Source organism: Rhodococcus marinonascens NBRC 14363, assembly GCF_001894885.1.
Classification (GTDB): Bacteria; Actinomycetota; Actinomycetes; order Mycobacteriales; family Mycobacteriaceae; genus Rhodococcus_F; species Rhodococcus_F marinonascens.
In genome coordinates this window covers 155,148-171,830 of record NZ_BCXB01000004.1, presented here as the reverse complement: position 1 = coordinate 171,830, position 16,683 = coordinate 155,148, and the positions used below count along the sequence as shown (strand labels likewise).

General features: G+C 66.7%; 12 protein-coding genes. 6 read left to right on the top strand and 6 right to left on the bottom strand.

The annotated features are described in order from the left end of the window. The first annotated feature begins 20 nt into the window (after positions 1-20). From nirD to RM2_RS05790, 3 genes are read left to right on the top strand one after another with little or no spacing between them, the layout of a single operon-like run. Positions 21-437 (top strand): nitrite reductase small subunit NirD, encoded by a 417-nt coding sequence (gene nirD, locus RM2_RS05800; RefSeq protein WP_072687877.1) that lies wholly within the window; start codon positions 21-23, stop codon positions 435-437. Continuing rightward, positions 434-1,621, top strand: coding sequence for a uroporphyrinogen-III synthase (locus RM2_RS05795; RefSeq protein ID WP_072687876.1), 1,188 nt, complete (start codon positions 434-436; stop codon positions 1,619-1,621). Before nirD ends, RM2_RS05795 begins: the two co-directional genes overlap by 4 nt. 41 nt (positions 1,622-1,662) lie before the next feature. After that, positions 1,663-2,394 carry a sirohydrochlorin chelatase gene (locus RM2_RS05790; protein WP_072687912.1) on the top strand — a complete coding sequence of 244 codons (732 nt, stop codon included), beginning with the start codon at positions 1,663-1,665 and terminating at the stop codon, positions 2,392-2,394. Here the strand turns inward: RM2_RS05790 and RM2_RS05785 are convergent. The 3 genes from RM2_RS05785 to RM2_RS05775 all read right to left on the bottom strand — a co-directional run bounded on the left by RM2_RS05785 (position 2,383) and on the right by RM2_RS05775 (position 6,029). After that, entirely contained in the window at positions 2,383-4,131 is a 1,749-nt protein-coding gene (locus RM2_RS05785) for an NTP transferase domain-containing protein (RefSeq protein WP_072687875.1), read from the bottom strand. The genes RM2_RS05790 and RM2_RS05785 overlap by 12 nt on opposite strands. Positions 4,132-4,392: 261 nt before the next feature. Next, complete coding sequence (locus RM2_RS05780; RefSeq protein ID WP_072687874.1) at positions 4,393-5,580, bottom strand: baeRF3 domain-containing protein; 1,188 nt, start codon at positions 5,578-5,580, stop codon at positions 4,393-4,395. Between the two features lie 80 nt (positions 5,581-5,660). Next, on the bottom strand, positions 5,661-6,029 hold the full coding sequence (locus tag RM2_RS05775; RefSeq protein ID WP_139277674.1) for an HPF/RaiA family ribosome-associated protein: 369 nt from the start codon (positions 6,027-6,029) through the stop codon (positions 5,661-5,663). Positions 6,030-7,078: 1,049 nt separating this feature from the next. Between RM2_RS05775 and RM2_RS05770 the strand changes: the two genes are divergently transcribed. Continuing rightward, positions 7,079-8,329 (top strand): lipase family protein, encoded by a 1,251-nt coding sequence (locus tag RM2_RS05770; protein WP_072687873.1) that lies wholly within the window; start codon positions 7,079-7,081, stop codon positions 8,327-8,329. Positions 8,330-8,341: 12 nt separating this feature from the next. On the opposite strand, the gene RM2_RS05765 is transcribed toward RM2_RS05770, so the two are convergent. Then, the gene (locus RM2_RS05765) at positions 8,342-8,650 is read right to left on the bottom strand and encodes an MGMT family protein (RefSeq protein WP_072687872.1); all 309 of its coding nucleotides are present in this window, start codon (positions 8,648-8,650) and stop codon (positions 8,342-8,344) included. Beyond that, positions 8,650-9,435 (bottom strand): alpha/beta fold hydrolase, encoded by a 786-nt coding sequence (locus RM2_RS05760; protein ID WP_072687910.1) that lies wholly within the window; start codon positions 9,433-9,435, stop codon positions 8,650-8,652. Before RM2_RS05760 ends, RM2_RS05765 begins: the two co-directional genes overlap by 1 nt. A 38-nt stretch (positions 9,436-9,473) precedes the next feature. Between RM2_RS05760 and RM2_RS05755 the strand changes: the two genes are divergently transcribed. Together RM2_RS05755 and RM2_RS05750 are read left to right on the top strand one after the other, a co-directional pair. Next, positions 9,474-12,806, top strand: a complete 3,333-nt coding sequence (locus tag RM2_RS05755) for an ATP-dependent helicase (RefSeq protein WP_072687871.1) — start codon at positions 9,474-9,476, stop codon at positions 12,804-12,806. Continuing rightward, positions 12,803-16,207, top strand: a complete 3,405-nt coding sequence (locus RM2_RS05750; RefSeq protein WP_084721651.1) for an ATP-dependent helicase — start codon at positions 12,803-12,805, stop codon at positions 16,205-16,207. The genes RM2_RS05755 and RM2_RS05750 overlap by 4 nt, the downstream gene beginning before the upstream one ends. On the opposite strand, the gene RM2_RS05745 is transcribed toward RM2_RS05750, so the two are convergent. Continuing rightward, positions 16,145-16,543 carry a DoxX family protein gene (locus RM2_RS05745; RefSeq protein ID WP_072687909.1) on the bottom strand — a complete coding sequence of 133 codons (399 nt, stop codon included), beginning with the start codon at positions 16,541-16,543 and terminating at the stop codon, positions 16,145-16,147. The two genes, RM2_RS05750 and RM2_RS05745, sit on opposite strands and share 63 nt — an antisense overlap. Between the last annotated feature and the right edge of the window lie 140 nt (positions 16,544-16,683).

Sequence of the window (16,683 nt, the reverse complement as noted above, 5' to 3'; positions counted from 1 at the left end):
AGCGCGAAGGAAGGACTCGAATGACCGTCATCGATATGAACGTTCACGGTGCCAGTGGAACCAGGCGCGATAGCGTCACGTCGGGCCGTCTCGAGTGGACCTCGGCGTGCCCGCTCAGCCAGCTGATTCCCGGCCTCGGGGTGGCGGTGTTGCTGCGGAGCGGGGAGCAGGTGGCTCTCTTTCTGCTAGAGGATGGATCTCTCCACGCCGTCAGCAACATCGACCCGTTCGGCCGTGCAGCCGTGATGTCCCGGGGCCTCGTAGGTGACCGAGCGGGGGAGCCCACCGTGGCATCGCCGCTGCTCAAGCAGGTATTTTCGCTGGTTGACGGCCGCTGTCTCGACGATGAGAGGGTTCGACTCGCCCTGTACGACGTGCGTGTGTGGGCCGGCGTCGTCCAGATTCACAGCGTCCAGGTTCACACTACGAACGCGTGAAGGCAGCGACGCCCCTGAGCGGGTTCACGATCGGGATCACCGCGTCCCGGCGTGCGGAGGAGTTCGCGACCTTGCTGACGCGACGGGGCGCGTCAGTGATGCAAGCTCCGGCGATCCGCATCGTCCCGTCGGCCGACGATGGGGAACTCGAGCGTGTGACACGCGAGATCATCGACAATCCGCCGGACATCGTCGTCGCGACGACGGGAATCGGTTTCCGTGGCTGGATGGCGGCCGCGGACGGCTGGGGGCAGGCGGAGGAACTGGGCCTGGCACTGGCATCGAGCAGGCTGCTGGCCCGAGGCGCCAAGGCCAAGGGCGAGATCAGGGCCGCCGGCTTGGGGGAGGAATGGTCACCGGATTCCGAGTCCTCTGCGGAGGTGCTCGATCGCCTTCTCGGTGAGGGCGTCGAAGGACAACGTATCGCGGTCCAGTTGCACGGTGCCGGCCTCGAGGCGGCCCAGTTGTCCGGCGCCGGCCTCGAGCGGGAACTGGTCGCGGACTTCTGCGAGGTACTGCGCCGCGCGGGCGCCGAAGTAATCGCCGTCCCCGTCTACCGGTGGACTCCGCTCGAGGACCGAGCCCCGATGGACCGAATGATCGAACTCGTCGCCACCGGCGGACTCGACGCCGTCAGCTTCACCAGCGCACCCGCGGTGTCGACGCTACTGAAAAGAGCCGAGGAGATCGGAATGATCGAGCTGGTGCTCCACTCGTTCCGGCATCGTGTCCTCGCCGCGTGCGTCGGATCAGTCGCCGCCGGACCGCTGCGTGAACTCGAAGTACCGACCACCATTCCGGCGCGTTCGCGACTCGGCGCTTTAGCCCGGCACATCGAAGACGAACTGCCCTTGCGGGCGAACAAGATTCATGCCGCCGGTCACGAGCTGAGCATTCGCGGCGGATGCGTCGTGGTCGATGGTGAAGTGCGGCAACTGCCCCCCGCCGGGATGTCGCTGATGCGCACACTCGGCGCCCGGCCCGGACGGGTCGTCCCGCGGGACGACTTGCTCGCGGCGCTGCCAGGCGGCGGCGAGGACACCCACGCGGTGGAGATGGCGGTGGCGAGGTTGCGCGCATCGTTGGGAGCGCCGAAGGCAGTGCAGACGGTAGTCAAGCGAGGATACCGGCTCGCTCTCGAACCCGTCGACCACCTCGATCTACGCGCGGAGGGACTGTGTTGAACGAGACAGCAATGAACGAGACAGCGTTGAACGAGACAGCGTTGAACGAGACAGCACTGGTGCTGGTGGCACACGGAACGCGCAGTCCCCGGGGTGTGGAGATGATCGCCGCGCTCGCGGACGCAGTCTCCGAGCAAGTGGGATTTACGCGGGTGTCCTTCGTGGACGTTCTCGGGCCCTCGCCTGCCGAGGTTCTGCGCGACATCACGGCGCCGGCGGTGGTGGTCCCGGCGTTCCTAGCCTCCGGCTATCACGTCCACACCGACGTTCCGCGGGAGGTCGCGGACAGCGGCCACCACTCGGTGTCCGTGACGCGGGGGCTCGGTCCCGATCCGGTCCTCGCGGACGTGCTGTTGCGCCGACTCGTCGAGACGGGGTGGCAACCCGGCGACGCGGTCGTGCTCGCTGCGGCCGGTTCGTCCGATCCGCGCGCACTCAGCGACGTGCGCCGCGCCGCGGTGATGCTGTCCGAACTCACGGGCTCCCGGGTCCGGATCGGCTACGTGGACACAGCCGAACCACGTGTACCGGACGTCGTGGCCGGACTGCGTGTGCAGGGCGAGAAACGGGTGTTCATCGCGTCTTACCTGCTGGCACACGGACTGTTCCACGCGCGTCTCGCCGATGCCGGCGCGGACGGAGTCGCGGAACCGCTCGGTGTGGACCCGGCGATCGTCGGCCTGATGACCGACCGCTATCGCACCGGCGTTCTGAACTCCAGCGTTGTCACTCCGGCGCTGATCCGCCTCCCCGCGGGGCGGTCAGCGAGGTAGCCACACCAGTTCGGCGAGATCCCCGTCGGCGGCGCCGGCAGGTACCAGTGCCAGTGCTTCGCGACCGATCAGGCCGGCGAGATGAGCGGTCCGGATTGCGGGGTCGGCTCGCCAGGTGCCGTCCGGTTCCGGAACGACGGGCAAGATGCGTACTGCGTCGCCGCTGACCTCCGAAGCGTTCGTGATGCGACCGAACGCGACCGGGGCCGGTCCGCGACCGGTCAGGGCGGTCACAATCGACGGAACCGTGGTGAGGAGCGTCGCGACGGCGGCATAGGGGTTTCCGGGCAGACCAAGCACTACGCGACCATCCGGTAGCAGAGCGGTCAGCTGGGAACCGCCGGGCCGGCACCGGACTCTCCTCACCACCATCTGTGCCGCAGCACGGTCGAGCGCCGCCCGCAACTGGTCGGCGGCGCCGCCACCGGTGGCGCCCGCGATCACTATGAGATCGGGTCGGCGTACTTCTCTGAGTAATTCGTCGAAGCCGTCGGATGTGTCGCGCAGGTGCGTGTCGGCGATCGTACGGATTCCGCACCACGAGAGAAATTGGGGGAGAACGGGACCCAGCGCGTCCCTGGTCTGCCCCCTGCGTAGTGGGCCGTCCCGTCGAATCTCGTCCCCGGTCACCACGACATGCGCGTGCACGGGTCCCCGAACCTCCGCGGTAGCCGCCTCCGCGCTCGCGGCCGCCGAGGCGAGTGCCGGCGTGACGGCTGTTCCCTTCGCGGCCAGGCGATGACCCTCGGACCAGTCCTCGCCGGGCCGCCGCACGTCGTCGCGCACGGGCGCGCCCTCTTTGCGGCGTAGTCGCGGACCGTCGGAAGTACTTGTCGCGACAGCGAACTCATCTCGCACGACAGTGGTGGCGCCGCTGGGCAAGTGCGCACCGGTCGCGATCCGTGCTGCCTCACCCTCTGCCAGTTCGAGTTCCTCCGAGCCCCCCGCGTAGCGAATGTCGCCGCGCAGCAACCACGGTTCTTCACCCGCGACCGCGTATCCGTCCATCGCGGACACCGCGATGCGCGGCAGTGACTCGGCGGCGAGCAACGGTTCGGTGAGCGTGGCGCCGAGTGCAGTGCTGAGCGGCGCGACTCGCGGTGCTAGCGGGGGAACCGTGTCGAGGATTGCCCGCCGGGCCTCGCTGATCGTGACCGGTGTATCGGTGGCTGTGCTGCGGGCTCGTTCGACGTCTTCCGGCGTATCGCAATCGGTGATGCCGTGCATAGTGACGGTGCTGAACTGTTCCGGCACGAGCGCCTTCATCGGCTGATTGACGGTGGAACCGAGGGCGCGGACTCGGTCGCTCAACGCGGCGACCCTCCACGCCGACAGTAGGAACTGCAGGCGGCCCGACTCGTCGGCCGCGAAGACGGCATCTGCGTCGTCCAGTGCGTCGGCGAGGACCTCGACCGACGTGGGTTCCAGGAACGGCAGATCCGAGGCGAGGAGAATCACCCGATCCGACGGGTTCGCGTCCAGCACGGCGAGCCCAGCGGCCACGCCGGCCACCGGACCTGCGCCCGGCGGAGTCTCCTGAGCCTGCAGGACCGGCGAATCGACGTCGCCGCGCGGAGGTCCGACGACGACGATGCGCGTACAACCGTCGACGGCGTCGAGTGCGGTGTCGAGCATCCGGCGGCCGCCGACGACGATTGCCGGTTTGTCGACGCCGCCCATCCGAGTCGCTCGTCCACCCGCGAGGACGATGGCGTGAACGGGTGCCACGGAATCCATTCCCCCATGTTGCCGCACACGCCCGGTCTCTGTGCAAGTACCTGCACTGAGGCCCGGAGGGCCGGGAGTGCCCCGACCGTTCGCCCTAGTCAGTAAGGACACCGGATCCCGGCCACCGAGACCAGAATGAGGGCGACGAGGATTCCAATCGCCAACAACGTCTACGTTGTGGGAGTCGATTGGATCGCACTCGTCAGCCCTCTGTGGGAGAAAGGGCTTTCGCCGAGGAGTGCAGATCGGGTGCGCACGCACCGGCGAGAGTCAGTAGCGAAGAAGGGCCGTGCATTCGGAAGTGCTCGCATCTGAGGTATGGCCGTCCAGTACATCGGCCATGTGTCCGCGATCGAGTATGTGCACGGTTCCTCCTTGTTCGAGCGTTTGTACCGCCGCGGACTCGAACAGATCGGTGTCCGCATCGGCACGGGTCGAGTGAGTTTCTACTGAGCCGGTCTCCTCGTCGTAGCGGCCCCACAGGGGAGCACTGTCAGTCAGAAGAAGCGTGTTGATCTGTCCGCGGTACGCGGCTCGGACAATGTCGTCGATCGTGGTTATTGCCCGACGGTCGTTCGTCCCGAGCAAGGCAGAAAGACGCTCAACCGCTTCATGACAATCGGATTCGAAACGCGGCCGTACCAAGTTGTACGCGGCTTCGTGTAGTTGCCTCGCGTCGATCGCCTCGGGGTTGAGGAGAATGGACCCAACGAGCCAGGAACCCAGCGACGTCTGCTTCTTGAAGTGCCCGGCGATCTCCGGGTCGGCAGCCACGACCACAGGGATCGGATGGCCGGCGGCATGGCGATCGAATGCCGCGGCGACCTTTCCGACGAACTCCACGAGTCGCCCTTTCCGCCATTCGGCGGGGCTGTCGCCGTACACCTGCGCATTGCTGATATCGACCGAACCGGTGTTGGGCCGCGCTACCGGGCTGGCCTGTACCGGGTTCTCGTAATCGGATTCCCCCAGCCACTCGCTGATGTCGCGCGGCAGGTCGGCGTCGAGATCCTCGGTCAGCGAGAATCGGGATGCGTCGAACAATCGCACCTTGTCCGCGGTGATCGTCAGGAGGTGGAATGCGCCATCAGCGGCGAGGAGAGGGAGCAGAGGTTTCACGTAGAATCCCGGCCCGACGAAGACCTGCTCGGCGAAAGGAATCGGCACCCGATAGCGGTGTGCCTGTCCGTCACCGAGGAAGAGTGCAAGGCCTTGATCCTGGTGTTGCCAGAATCCGTAATTCTCGATGAGCGCGGTCGCCGGAGCCACGAGCGCACCGGCATCGAACTTGTCGACACCGGCCCCCGTCAGCCGGTCGCGAGCCTCGGCGACTAGGTTGCGCAAGCGAATCGGATCCTGCCTCGTTTCCTCCCCGCGGATGTGGGTTGGCATATATATCGAGATACCGCGATCAGGTGCGGTAGCGATCAACTGCGACAGGTCGGATCGTGCGAACATGAGCCATTCTTTCTCGGTCAATGATGTCCGGGTGGAGGTTTGACGTGAGGGCGGGGGTTTCGACGTCGCGGAGAACTGCCTCAGACCGTGTCGTGGCCCCTGATCGACGTGCCGCCTTTGGCCTCGTTCAATCGACCGAACCGACTGTTGAGCAGGCTCGCGAGTTTGTGAGCAGCGCCGGAGTAGGCTTCCTCGGTCGTCGTGGCGTGGTTGGTGACGGCGACCGGTGGCTGACCGGCTGGGCGCGCCTCCAACATGCAACGCTTGTCAGCCGGCGCCCCTTTACCGGCGTTCTCGTCACTGAGGTGTACCTCGACGCGGGTGATCTGTTCGGTGAAACGCTCGAGGACGGAAGCGATCTCTGATTCCGCCCGGCGGACCAGTTCGTCATTGTCGTCGAAGCTGTCGTCGAAGTTGCCGTCGGTATTGATCTGAATGTGCACGAGCATCTCTCTTCCGATGAGTGTGAAACTGCGCGGTACCTCCGGAAAGGGCGCGGTACCTCCGGAAAGGGCTCAGAGTCCAAGCCCGCGCATTCCTCACGACCGCTTCTACTGGTCGACCGTCTCCGAGCGTTTCGCCGCTCACAACAGCAGACCCTCGTGACGTCTCGTCATGTCGGAGTGTTGCGAAACCGCGGTTCTATTCTGCAGGGGAGCCGTAGACGAGTTCTTTTGAGCCCGAACAATAAGCCGAGAAGTGATCGTGTTCTCTCCAGCCCCACCATACGTCATCGTGACCTATGATCGCCGTCGCCAACAATGCCGGTCCGGTAGTTCTCCTTGTCTCGGAAGCCCGGCCAGGACGGTCTCGGAAGCCCGGCCAGCACGCTTGATCTCGCCTTCCCTCCAAGCAGGCTCCGCGGGTTGTGGTTCTTCCCGGACTCACGCGACGTTCGAGCGCGATGTCGCGTTCGGGGCTGTTGACGAAGAGCCTGGAACATTCGCATGTAGGTGCCGTCGTCCGGCCAGCGGTGGTGTCGTTCCCAGATCGACTGCTATACGTCGAAGTATCGGGGTACGTCACACCATGCAACCCCGTCCGATACCGCTAGGCAATTCGATCCAGGGTCACCCGATGATCGTTCCACGGACGTCCCCTAAGCCCCGACTAGAGCAGGAGAAAGGTTTCCATCACAGGACACAGGTCGTCGGAAATCTCGTCGGCAGACAACATAGGGACAGCATCGAGCGTCCAACCGCCAATATTTGGCAGACACGCTCCAGTCAAGTCCCCATCCGCCGCGGACCCCGAACTCCGGCAGGTCTACCTCGATGCCGCCGACGACTTGCCCCGCTTCATGCTCCAGCAGGGGTACCACCCCGCAGGTCTGGCGACTCCGCGGCGTGGCGACGGCAGACCACTCACGCGGCAGCGTCGCTCGATCACCACCGAGTGTCAGTTAGGATCTGTTCGGTTCCGCGAAAGGTGCGGATCCCCCCCGACGCTCTGGCATAGTCGGGTCCGTTGACCCGGTTGCCGAAATGTGAGGTATGCCATGGGCTTGTTGATTCGCAGATCTTTTCACACTGCCGCACTCGGCTCGATTCTTGCGCTGACTGCCGCACTCGTGGGCGCCGGTACCTCCGTGGCGCAACCAGCATTGCCTCCACCGCCCACACCTGATGTGGGATTCCCGATCCCTGATCCGGACCCCTTCTACGAACCGCCGCCGGATGTTGCCGGCTACGCGCCCGGCGACGTCCTCAAGGTCCGTCAGCTACCGGCGTCCCCTTACTTCCCCGCAAGCGAGGTGTGGGAAGTGTCGTTCCGCAGCACGGACTCGCAGGACAGGCCGATCGCGGCAAACACCACGTACGTGCGCCCACCGAACCACGTGCCGGACGGTCCGGTGGTGTCCTACCAGCACATCATCAATGCGCTCGGTAGCCAGTGCAAGATCGCCAACGCTCTGTACACCAGCGATCCGATGTACAAGCTTCGCGAAGCGGTCGGCCTCAACCTTGCGCTCGCGCGCGGTTGGGCCGTGGCGTTGCCCGACCATCTGGGCCCGCGGATGGCGTACGGCGCTGCCAAGCTCGGTGGCCAGATCACCCTCGACGGTATCCGTGCCGTGCAACGAGTCCCCGAGCTGCAGGCGACGCACAGCAAGATCGGCTTGGGCGGGTATTCCGGCGGCGGTATGGCGACGGCGTGGGCGGCCGCGCTGGCGCCCACGTACGCACCCGAACTCGACATCGTCGGCGCTGCAGAGGGTGGAACCCCGATGAATCTGGTGAAGATGGGGGAGACCCTGGGCGCCGATCCGCATCCCGTGTTCGGCCTTGCGATGGCCGCCGCGCTGGGGCTCGAGCGCGAGTATCCGGCCCGCGTCAACGTCACGGGTCAACTGAACGACGAGGGGCGCCGGATGAAGCAGATGATCGGCAACGGCTGCACGTACGAGATCATCGCGCTCGGGGCCGGCCGTAGCGCCGCTCAGATGACCGACAACAAGAACTTCCTGGATGATGCGGAAGTGAGGAAGGTGATGGAGGAGAACAGCCTCGAACTGTATCCGGGAGTCCCCACCGTCCCGATTTTCGATTGGCACAGTCCCACCGATGTGCTGGTCCCCGTCGACTCGATCGACACCACGTTGCGCCGCTACTGCGACGCGGGCACACCGGTGCAGATCCTGCTCACTCCGGCACCGGACCACCTGTCGCCGGCGGCACTCGGTCTGCCGCAGGCATTGAACTGGCTGGACGCCCGGTTCCGTGGTGAACCCGCGCCCAGCACGTGCTGAGCGGCCGGATGATCAGTCGGCGCAATCGAATCGGTGCCGTGCCGCATTGAGATCCACGCGGCCGTCCTTGATCGGCACGCCCTCTAGTTCGAGCCTGGCGATCTGACGACGTGCGAGATGCGGAGACGGACGGCCCGATGCGCCCAGCACGCGGTGCCAGGGGAGATCGGCAGAGTCCGTCCGCATGATCCAGCCGACGATCCGGGGACTGGACAGTCCCGCGGTCGCGGCGATGTCGCCGTAGGTGGCCACCCGACCGGAGGGAATCGACGCGACGAGTGCTCGCACACGTTCGACCTGTTCCTCCGTCGTCGCGACCATCAGAGGAGCTTGCGGACGAGTGCGGCCACCTCGTCCGGTCTGGCCTGCGGCACCATGTGATCGCACTCGATATCGACGGCGGTGAGGTTGTCGCCGAGATGCTCGGCGAGGGCACGGCGGAAAACGGGAGTGACATACGGCGGTTGCACCTTCGAGGCCTGAACCAGGACGGTCGGCAAATGCGCTGGTGGGAGCACGGGGTCGCGCGCGAGCTCGCCCCACGCAGTGACGAGAGCGGGAGTGGACAGCCGCCAGTTGACCCGGCCGTTCTCGAGAGGTATGAGGTGTTCGGCAATCTCGGTCTCGAGCACGTCGCGCGGCACTTCACCCCATGCCCCGCCGATCTTCTCGGAGCGGGCTTCCTCGAGGTCGGTGTAGTCGGGGGAGGAGATGGTGAGATCTGCCACCGTCCGCATCAGTTCGGAATCGAGCCCGATCGCGGGATCGAGGAGGACGAGACCTCTGACCCTGTCTGGCACGGCACGGGCCAGGTGCAGAGCCAGTGCCCCGCCGAAAGAATGCCCGACTACCAGAACCGGTCCGCGCGCGTGAGTGTCGAGCGTGTCGATCAGGCTCGAGACATGAGCCTCGAGGTTCCACGGCGGTGCCCAGGTGGATCGGCCGTGACCGCGCAGATCGGGTGAGATCCACCGGGCGTCGGGCAACTGGTCGGCGGCCATCGCCTCCCATCGTCTGCCGTGACCGGTGACACCGTGAAGGGCGAGGATCTCCGGGCCGTCCTCGGCGCCGAACAGATACGTATGCAGTACTGACACGTGACCCATGATGCCGGATGTCGGGGGGGTCTGGTGAAATGCCACCCATGACGGAATCGGCGGCGCGTACCTCGGCGGTGCGCACCGGGGCGGCGCGTACCCAAACGTCGAGTCCTCGGGTAAGGCTGGTGCACCGTCGCGGCCCCGACCGGGCGAACCGGATCTGGGACGAGTCCACACAGCGGGTTTTCTCGACTGCGCCGCTGGGTCTGGGCTGGAATCCGTGGCAAGTCCTCGGCGGTCCGGGAACGGGCAAGACGTCGCTACTCGTCGACCTCGCAGTCGATCGGATCGCCGGCGGGGAAGACCCCGAGTCCGTGCTGGTGCTGACGCAGTCGCGGAGGGCGGCGGGACGGGTGCGCGAGCACGTTACGTCCGCGCTCATCGGTCACGACGAACAGCACGGGCCACGGGCGACGCGGGAGCCACTTGTCCGGACCGTGCACTCCTATGCCTTCGCGGTTCTGCGATTGCAGGCGGCGGCTCACGGTAACCCGCCTCCGCGCCTCATCACCGGCGCCGAGCAGGACGCCGTGTTGCGCGAGATGCTCCACGGCGACATCGCTGACGGCGGCGAGATGTGGCCCGAACGACTGCGCCCTGCACTGGCATTGGGTGGGTTTGCCAACGAACTACGCGACCTGATGCTGCGTTCGAGCGAGCGCGGCCTGGGCCCCGAAGACCTGATCAAGCTGGGTCGCCGCCACGAGCGGCCAGAGTGGGTCGCGGCGGGGAAGTTCGCCGCACGGTACGAGCACGGCATGCTGCTACGCGGGGCCGTCGGTGTGGAGGCGCCCGAGGCCACGGCACCAGCCCTCGACGCCGCCGAATTGGTCGGGGCGGCCCTCACCGCGTTCGCCACCGATCCCGACCTGCTACGCAGGGAACGAACCCGTATCCGGCACCTACTCGTCGACGACGCTCAGCATCTGGATCCGCAGGCCGCCGAACTGGTCCGATTGATCGGTACCGGTACCCGCACCACCGTCGTTGCCGGCGATCCGGACCAATCGATCTACGGATTTCGTGGCGCAGACCCGTCGTTCCTCGCCGGTCTGGCAGACAAGGCGGACCCGCGCCGGGTGGTGCTGCCGGAAAACTTCCGCAGTTCGACGGAGGTGGCGGCGACGGTGGCACGGATAACCTCTCGGCTTCCGGGCCATCCGCCGCATCGAATCTGGACTTCGTCACGCGAGGGCGGAAAAACCTCCGTCCAAGTCCTGAGTACTGTTGCCAAGGAAGCCGCGCTGATCGCCGATACCCTGCGTCGCGCGCATCTTCTCGACGGGGTGCCGTGGTCGAAGATGGCGGTGATCGTCCGTTCGGTGCCGCGTGCGCTGGCTCCGCTGCGTCGCGCACTCCTAGGTGCAGGCGTTCCCGTCACCACGGCGGCATCCGAACTGCCGTTGGCCCGTCAGCACGGGGTGTCGGGGCTGCTGCTCGTGCTGCGCGCGCTGTCGGGGCAAGAATTCACCGGCGACGATGCGCTCGCTCTGCTCGCCGGACCGGTCGGCGGCGCAGAACCTGTGGCGCTCAGGCGTCTTCGCCGAGGTCTGCGGCGGGCCGAACTCGCGTCCGGCGGAGACCGCGATTCTGCGGAACTCCTCCGACTCATGGTCGTCGGCGACACCACCAGCAGCACTCACCGAGTCATCGCCAAACTGACCGACGTCGAGGCGGCATCTTTGAAACGGGTGCTGTCTGTTCTGCGAAAGGCGAAGGTGCCGTTGGACCGCGGTCGCGGGATCGAGGAGGTGCTGTGGGCGGCGTGGCAGGCCACAGGACTCGAACGCCGATGGTCGGCAGCGTCGGCCCACGGCGGCCCGATCGGCGCGCAGGCCGACCGTGACCTCGATGCCGTCGTGGCTCTGTTCGACGCTGCGGCAGGCTACGTCGACCGTCTTCCGCGTGCTCAACTCGCGGGGTTCGTCGACTATCTCACCGGGCAGGCGATTCCGAACAGTTCACGCAGCGTCTCCGTCGTCCAGACTGAGGCAGTGTCGGTGCTGAGCGCTCACTCGGCCGCCGGTCGTGAGTGGGACGTCGTCGTGGTGGCGGGTGTGCAGGAAGGGCTTTGGCCGAGCCTGCGCGGACGTGGGAGCCTGCTCGGCACCGAGGCCCTGATCGACCTCGCCAACGGGGTGTCGGACGGCAGCGAGGCCGCCGCCGACCGGATGTCGCGCACCGCGCCACTTCTGGCCGAGGAACGGAGGCTGTTCTTGGTTGCGTGCAGTCGGGCCAGGCACTCGCTACTCGTCACGGCCGTCGAATCAGCCAGTGGGGAAACCGATCTCGTTCACTCACGTTTCGTCGACGAGTTGCTCGCCAGGGACCAGAACCCGGACGGGGAGGAGGGGCCGGTACAGACCGAGGGTCCGGCTACCAGGATTCTCGCGTTACCCGCACTGGTCGCTGAGCTACGCAGCGTGATCTGCGATCCCGATGTTGCGGAATCCGACCCAGCGCGGCAGCAGCGCGCAGCGCGTCAACTTGCACGTCTCGCCGAGGCCGGAGTTCGCGGCGCACATCCCGACCAGTGGTACGGCCGAGCCGAGCCGAGTACCGGCGCCGCGCTGTGGAAGGAGGAGGACGGTCCCGTCTCCCTCTCGCCGTCCACCGTAGAACTGCTCAACACCTGCCCGTTGCGGTGGCTGCTCGAACGCCACGGCGGAACCGACGGCGACAACACTCACGCCGTCGCTGGAACGCTGGTGCACACGCTGGTGCAGGCCCTTGCCGGACGCATTCCAGCGGACCAGGTGGAACAGGCACTCGAGAATGCTTGGGAATCTATCGATCTGGGGTCTCGGTGGTACTCACGGCGCGAACTCGACCGCACTCGGGACATGCTCGCCACGTTCACGGCATGGCTCGGCAACACGCGGTCCGAACTCACCGAGATCGGTGTCGAGGTAGCGGTGGACGGCATCTTGGAACCGCGGGAAGAGGGCGCTCCGAAGATTCGGTTGCGTGGACGGATCGACCGCCTCGAGCGCGACGCCGAAGGCAGGCCCGTGATCGTCGATGTCAAGACGGCGCGCGCACCTGTCAGCAAGGACGAAGCCCAGCGACATGCCCAGTTGGCGGCCTATCAGGTGGCGGCGTCGACCGGTGCGATCGAGGGGGAGCCGGCGTCGAAACCCGGCGGTGCGCGCCTGGTCTTCGTGGCCAAGCCGAACAAAAAGGAGGGCGCCACCCAGCGGGTGCAGGCGCCGCTGTCGGACGAGGACCTCGAGGTGTGGCTCGCCGTCATCCACGCGGCCGCGGCGGCCACCAAGGGGCCTCAGTTCCTCGCCCGCGTCAACGACGGCTGCAGGCACTGCCCGGTGCGGACGAGTTGCCCGGCGCACGACGAGGGACGGCAGGTGACGTCGGAATGAACATCCGGATCGATCCGATGGAACTGGCGGAGGGCCTGGGTCAGGAGCATCCGCCGACCGAGGAGCAAGCCGCGGTCATCGCCGCGGATCTCGGCCCGACCCTCGTCGTCGCGGGTGCGGGCGCGGGAAAGACGGAGACGATGGCGGCGCGCGTCGTATGGCTGGTGGCCAACGGCCTCGTCGATCCGGAGGCCGTGTTGGGTCTGACTTTCACCCGGAAGGCAGCGCAGCAGTTGACGAAGCGGATCAGGAAGCACCTTGCCCGGTTGGCGGGTTCGGACTTGCTCCGCAGACTCGACCCGAGCGGTGATCTCAGGTCGCGGATCCTCAACGGCGAGCCGGAGGTCAGCACCTACCACTCGTACGCTGGACGACTGCTGTCCGAGCACGGTCTTCTGCTGCCCATCGAACCCTCCGCCACGCTGCTGTCGGAGACGGAATTGTGGCAGCTCGGGCACCGGGTGGTCAGCTCGTGGGACGGTGATCTCGACACCGATCGGAATCCGGCGTCCGTCACCGAAGCTGTGCTGGCACTGTCGGGTCAGCTGGCAGAGCACCTCGTCGAACCGGACGACCTGCGACAGGCGCACACCGAACTCGACAAGCTGATTCATGCCCTTCCCGCCGGTCCGCGCCAACGCGGCGGTCCCAGCAAGGAACTGCTCGATGTCCTCGACACCCAGCATCGGCGGGTTGAACTGCTCCCTCTGGTGCGGCGTCTGGCCGACACTCTGCGCCGGGAGGGTGCCCTGGACTTCGGCAGCCAGATGTCGTTGGCGGCCAGGGTGGCCTCGGACCACTCCGAGGTCAGACTCGCCGAACGCCACCGCTTCCGAGCTGTGCTACTCGACGAGTACCAGGACACCGGGCACTCACAGCGGGTGTTGCTGTCGTCGCTGTTCGGCGGCGGACTCGACGGCGATCTCGCACTTACCGCGGTGGGCGACCCCATGCAGTCGATCTACGGCTGGCGCGGTGCGTCGGCTGCCAACCTTCCCCGGTTCGAGACGGACTTCCCGCTGACCAACGGCAAACCGGCGCCGACACTGGAACTGCTCACGAGTTGGCGCAATCCGCCGGAGGCCCTGACCCTCGCGAACATGGTGTCGGCGTCCCTGCGAGAGCGGGGCGTGCCGGTCGGCAAGCTCGAGGCGAAAAAAGTGGGTGCGACAAAGGGCGATGTCCGTCTGGCGATGACCGGCGACGTCGGACAGGAACGCGAGTGGGTGGCCGACCGGATCGCCGAGCAGTTCGCGGCCGCCGCGCGCGAGGGAGAGGACCCGCCGACCGCGGCAGTGTTGATCCGCCGCAACGCGGATGCCGCACCGATCGCGGAGGTGCTTCGCTCCCGAGGGCTACCCGTCGAAGTGGTCGGACTCGGTGGACTGCTCCACACGCCTGAGGTGGCCGACGTGATCGCGATGCTGCGAGTGGTCGCCGACCCGATGGCGGGCAGTGCCGCCGTGCGCATGCTGACCGGAGCGCGATGGCAGATCGGGGCCTCCGACCTGTTGGCACTGTCGCGTCGGGCGTCCGAGTTGGCCATCGGAACCGGATACGGCGCCACCGGTGCCGTCACCGATCCGTCCGTTTTGGCGGATGCCGTCGGTGAGGTCCTGCCTGGTGAGCAGGCCGATCAGGCCGGGCTTGCGGACGCACTGGCGGATCCCGGTTCAGCCGAACGCTATTCGCCGGTCGGATACGCGCGGATCGCCGCCGTCGCGAGGGAATTGGCTTCTCTGCGAGAGCGGATCGGGCAGCCGCTCACCGAACTGGTGGCCGAAGTCGAGCGAGTGGTGGGTGTCGGCATCGAGGCGCAGGCTCGGACCCGCCAGTCGGGGCGCGGGAGTGCGGGGCGCGAGCATCTCGACGCATTCGCCGACGTCGTCTCCGGCTACTCGAGTCGTTCGGCGGCCACACTGACCGGGCTCCTCGGGTTCCTCTCGGCCGCCGAATCGATCGAGAAGGGCTTGGCACCGGGAGAAGTTGAAGTGGACCCGCACCGCGTCCAAGTGCTCACGGTGCATTCGGCCAAGGGGCTGGAGTGGGAAGTCGTGGCGGTACCGCACCTCACCGCCGGAGTGTTCCCGTCGGGGGCTGCTTCCGGGACCTGGCTCGGTGCCATCGGTGAACTGCCGCCTTCGCTGCGCGGCGACCGTGCTCGGGTGGGGGAGTCGGCCGACGGCGTGCCGGTTCTCGACCTAGAGAATCTATACGACCGGAAGGATCTCGAGGATGCGGTGAAGGCGCACAAGGCGGCGTTGGCAGCGCGGAGACTCGACGAGGACCGGCGGTTGTTCTACGTCGCTATCACGAGGACCGAACGGGTGCTGTTCGCTTCGGGCCATCACTGGGCAGAATCGGGAACCGAGCCGAAGGGGCCGTCGGATTTCCTCACGGAACTGCGCGACATGGTGACCAATGAGGAGCATGAGGGGACCGGGATCGTCGACATCTGGTCCCCGGCCCCCGGACCCGAGGAACAGAACCCGCTCACCAGCGAGCCCAAGTCGGCGCAGTGGCCGCGGGATCCGCTCGGACTCCGGCGTGAATCGGTCGATCGCGGCGCGTCGCTGGTGCTCGAGGCTCTGAAGGGCGCCGGAGAGCCTGCCACGGAAAGCGAGATCGGCGACCCCGAGAACTGGGCCGCCGACGTCGATGCACTCCTCGAGGAGAGGCAAGCGCGCATGAATGCTCGCGCGGAGGTGGTGCTGCCCAGCCAGTTGTCGGTGAGTCAGTTGGTAGAACTCGAGGCCGACCCGGACGCGCTGGCAGCGCGATTGCGGCGTCCGCTGCCGTACCCACCCAATCCGCTCGCGCGGCGGGGTACGGCCTTCCACGCTTGGGTGGAGCGCCGATTCGGAGCCACCCGACTGCTGGACCTCGACGAGTTGCCCGGCGCTGCAGACACGGGAGCCGGCCCCGAATCGGATCTCGTGACCCTTCAGGAAGCATTCCTGCGATCGTCCTGGGCGCACCGAAACCCGACCGACGTCGAGGTGGCGTTCGAGACGTCGTTGGCGGGAACGGTGTTGCGCGGGCGGATCGATGCGGTGTTCACCGACCCCGACGGCGGCTGGACGGTGATCGACTGGAAGACCGGCGCGGAGCCGAGCGAGGCGAACGAGAAAGCCGTCGTGATGCAACTGGCCGCCTACCGGTTGGCCTGGGCCGAACTGATGGGCGCTCCCGTCGAGCGGGTTCGCGCCGCATTCCACTACGTGCGGTCCGGGCGAACGATTGCGCCTGACCACCTGCCCGACGCCGACTCGCTGGCGCGTCTCATCCGCAGGGCAGGGGCCGAAGATGCTGAAATATCGGTGGACCGACCGCAAACTTCAGGCGCGACGGCGAGCCTTCAGCGACTCGGTGATCAACGGAATCTGCAGTGGAAGGCGTAGCAGTGCAAGGGCTTTCTGTGCGTTCGTGGTCTTGGAGCTCCTCAGCCAGTCCACAGCCATGTTGATATTGGCAGGGAACACGGCGACGAACAGGAGTGCGGCGAGGCCACCGCCGAGCCTGCGGGTGCGCGGCACGAGCAGCGCGGTGCCAATGGCGAGTTCGGCGACCCCCGATACATTGGTGTACGTGCGGGCGTCGCCCGGCAGTTGTGTCGGGACAAGGTTGTCGAAGAACTCGGGCTTGGCGAAATGCATGGTGCCGGAACCGAGCAATATTGTGGCCAGACGCAGCGCGGGCCTCTGGCTCTGTCGTGGTGTTTGGCTTTCTTGTTGCATGCCGACAGCTTGCATGAATCGCCGGGTTGTCGCCAACCCTGACCGTGCGATCGGCGCCAACCCTGACCGTGCGATCGGCGACACCGGGGCGTCGACGTGTCATTGGTGGGCGAATCGGCGATAGGCTGCCAGCCGATGAC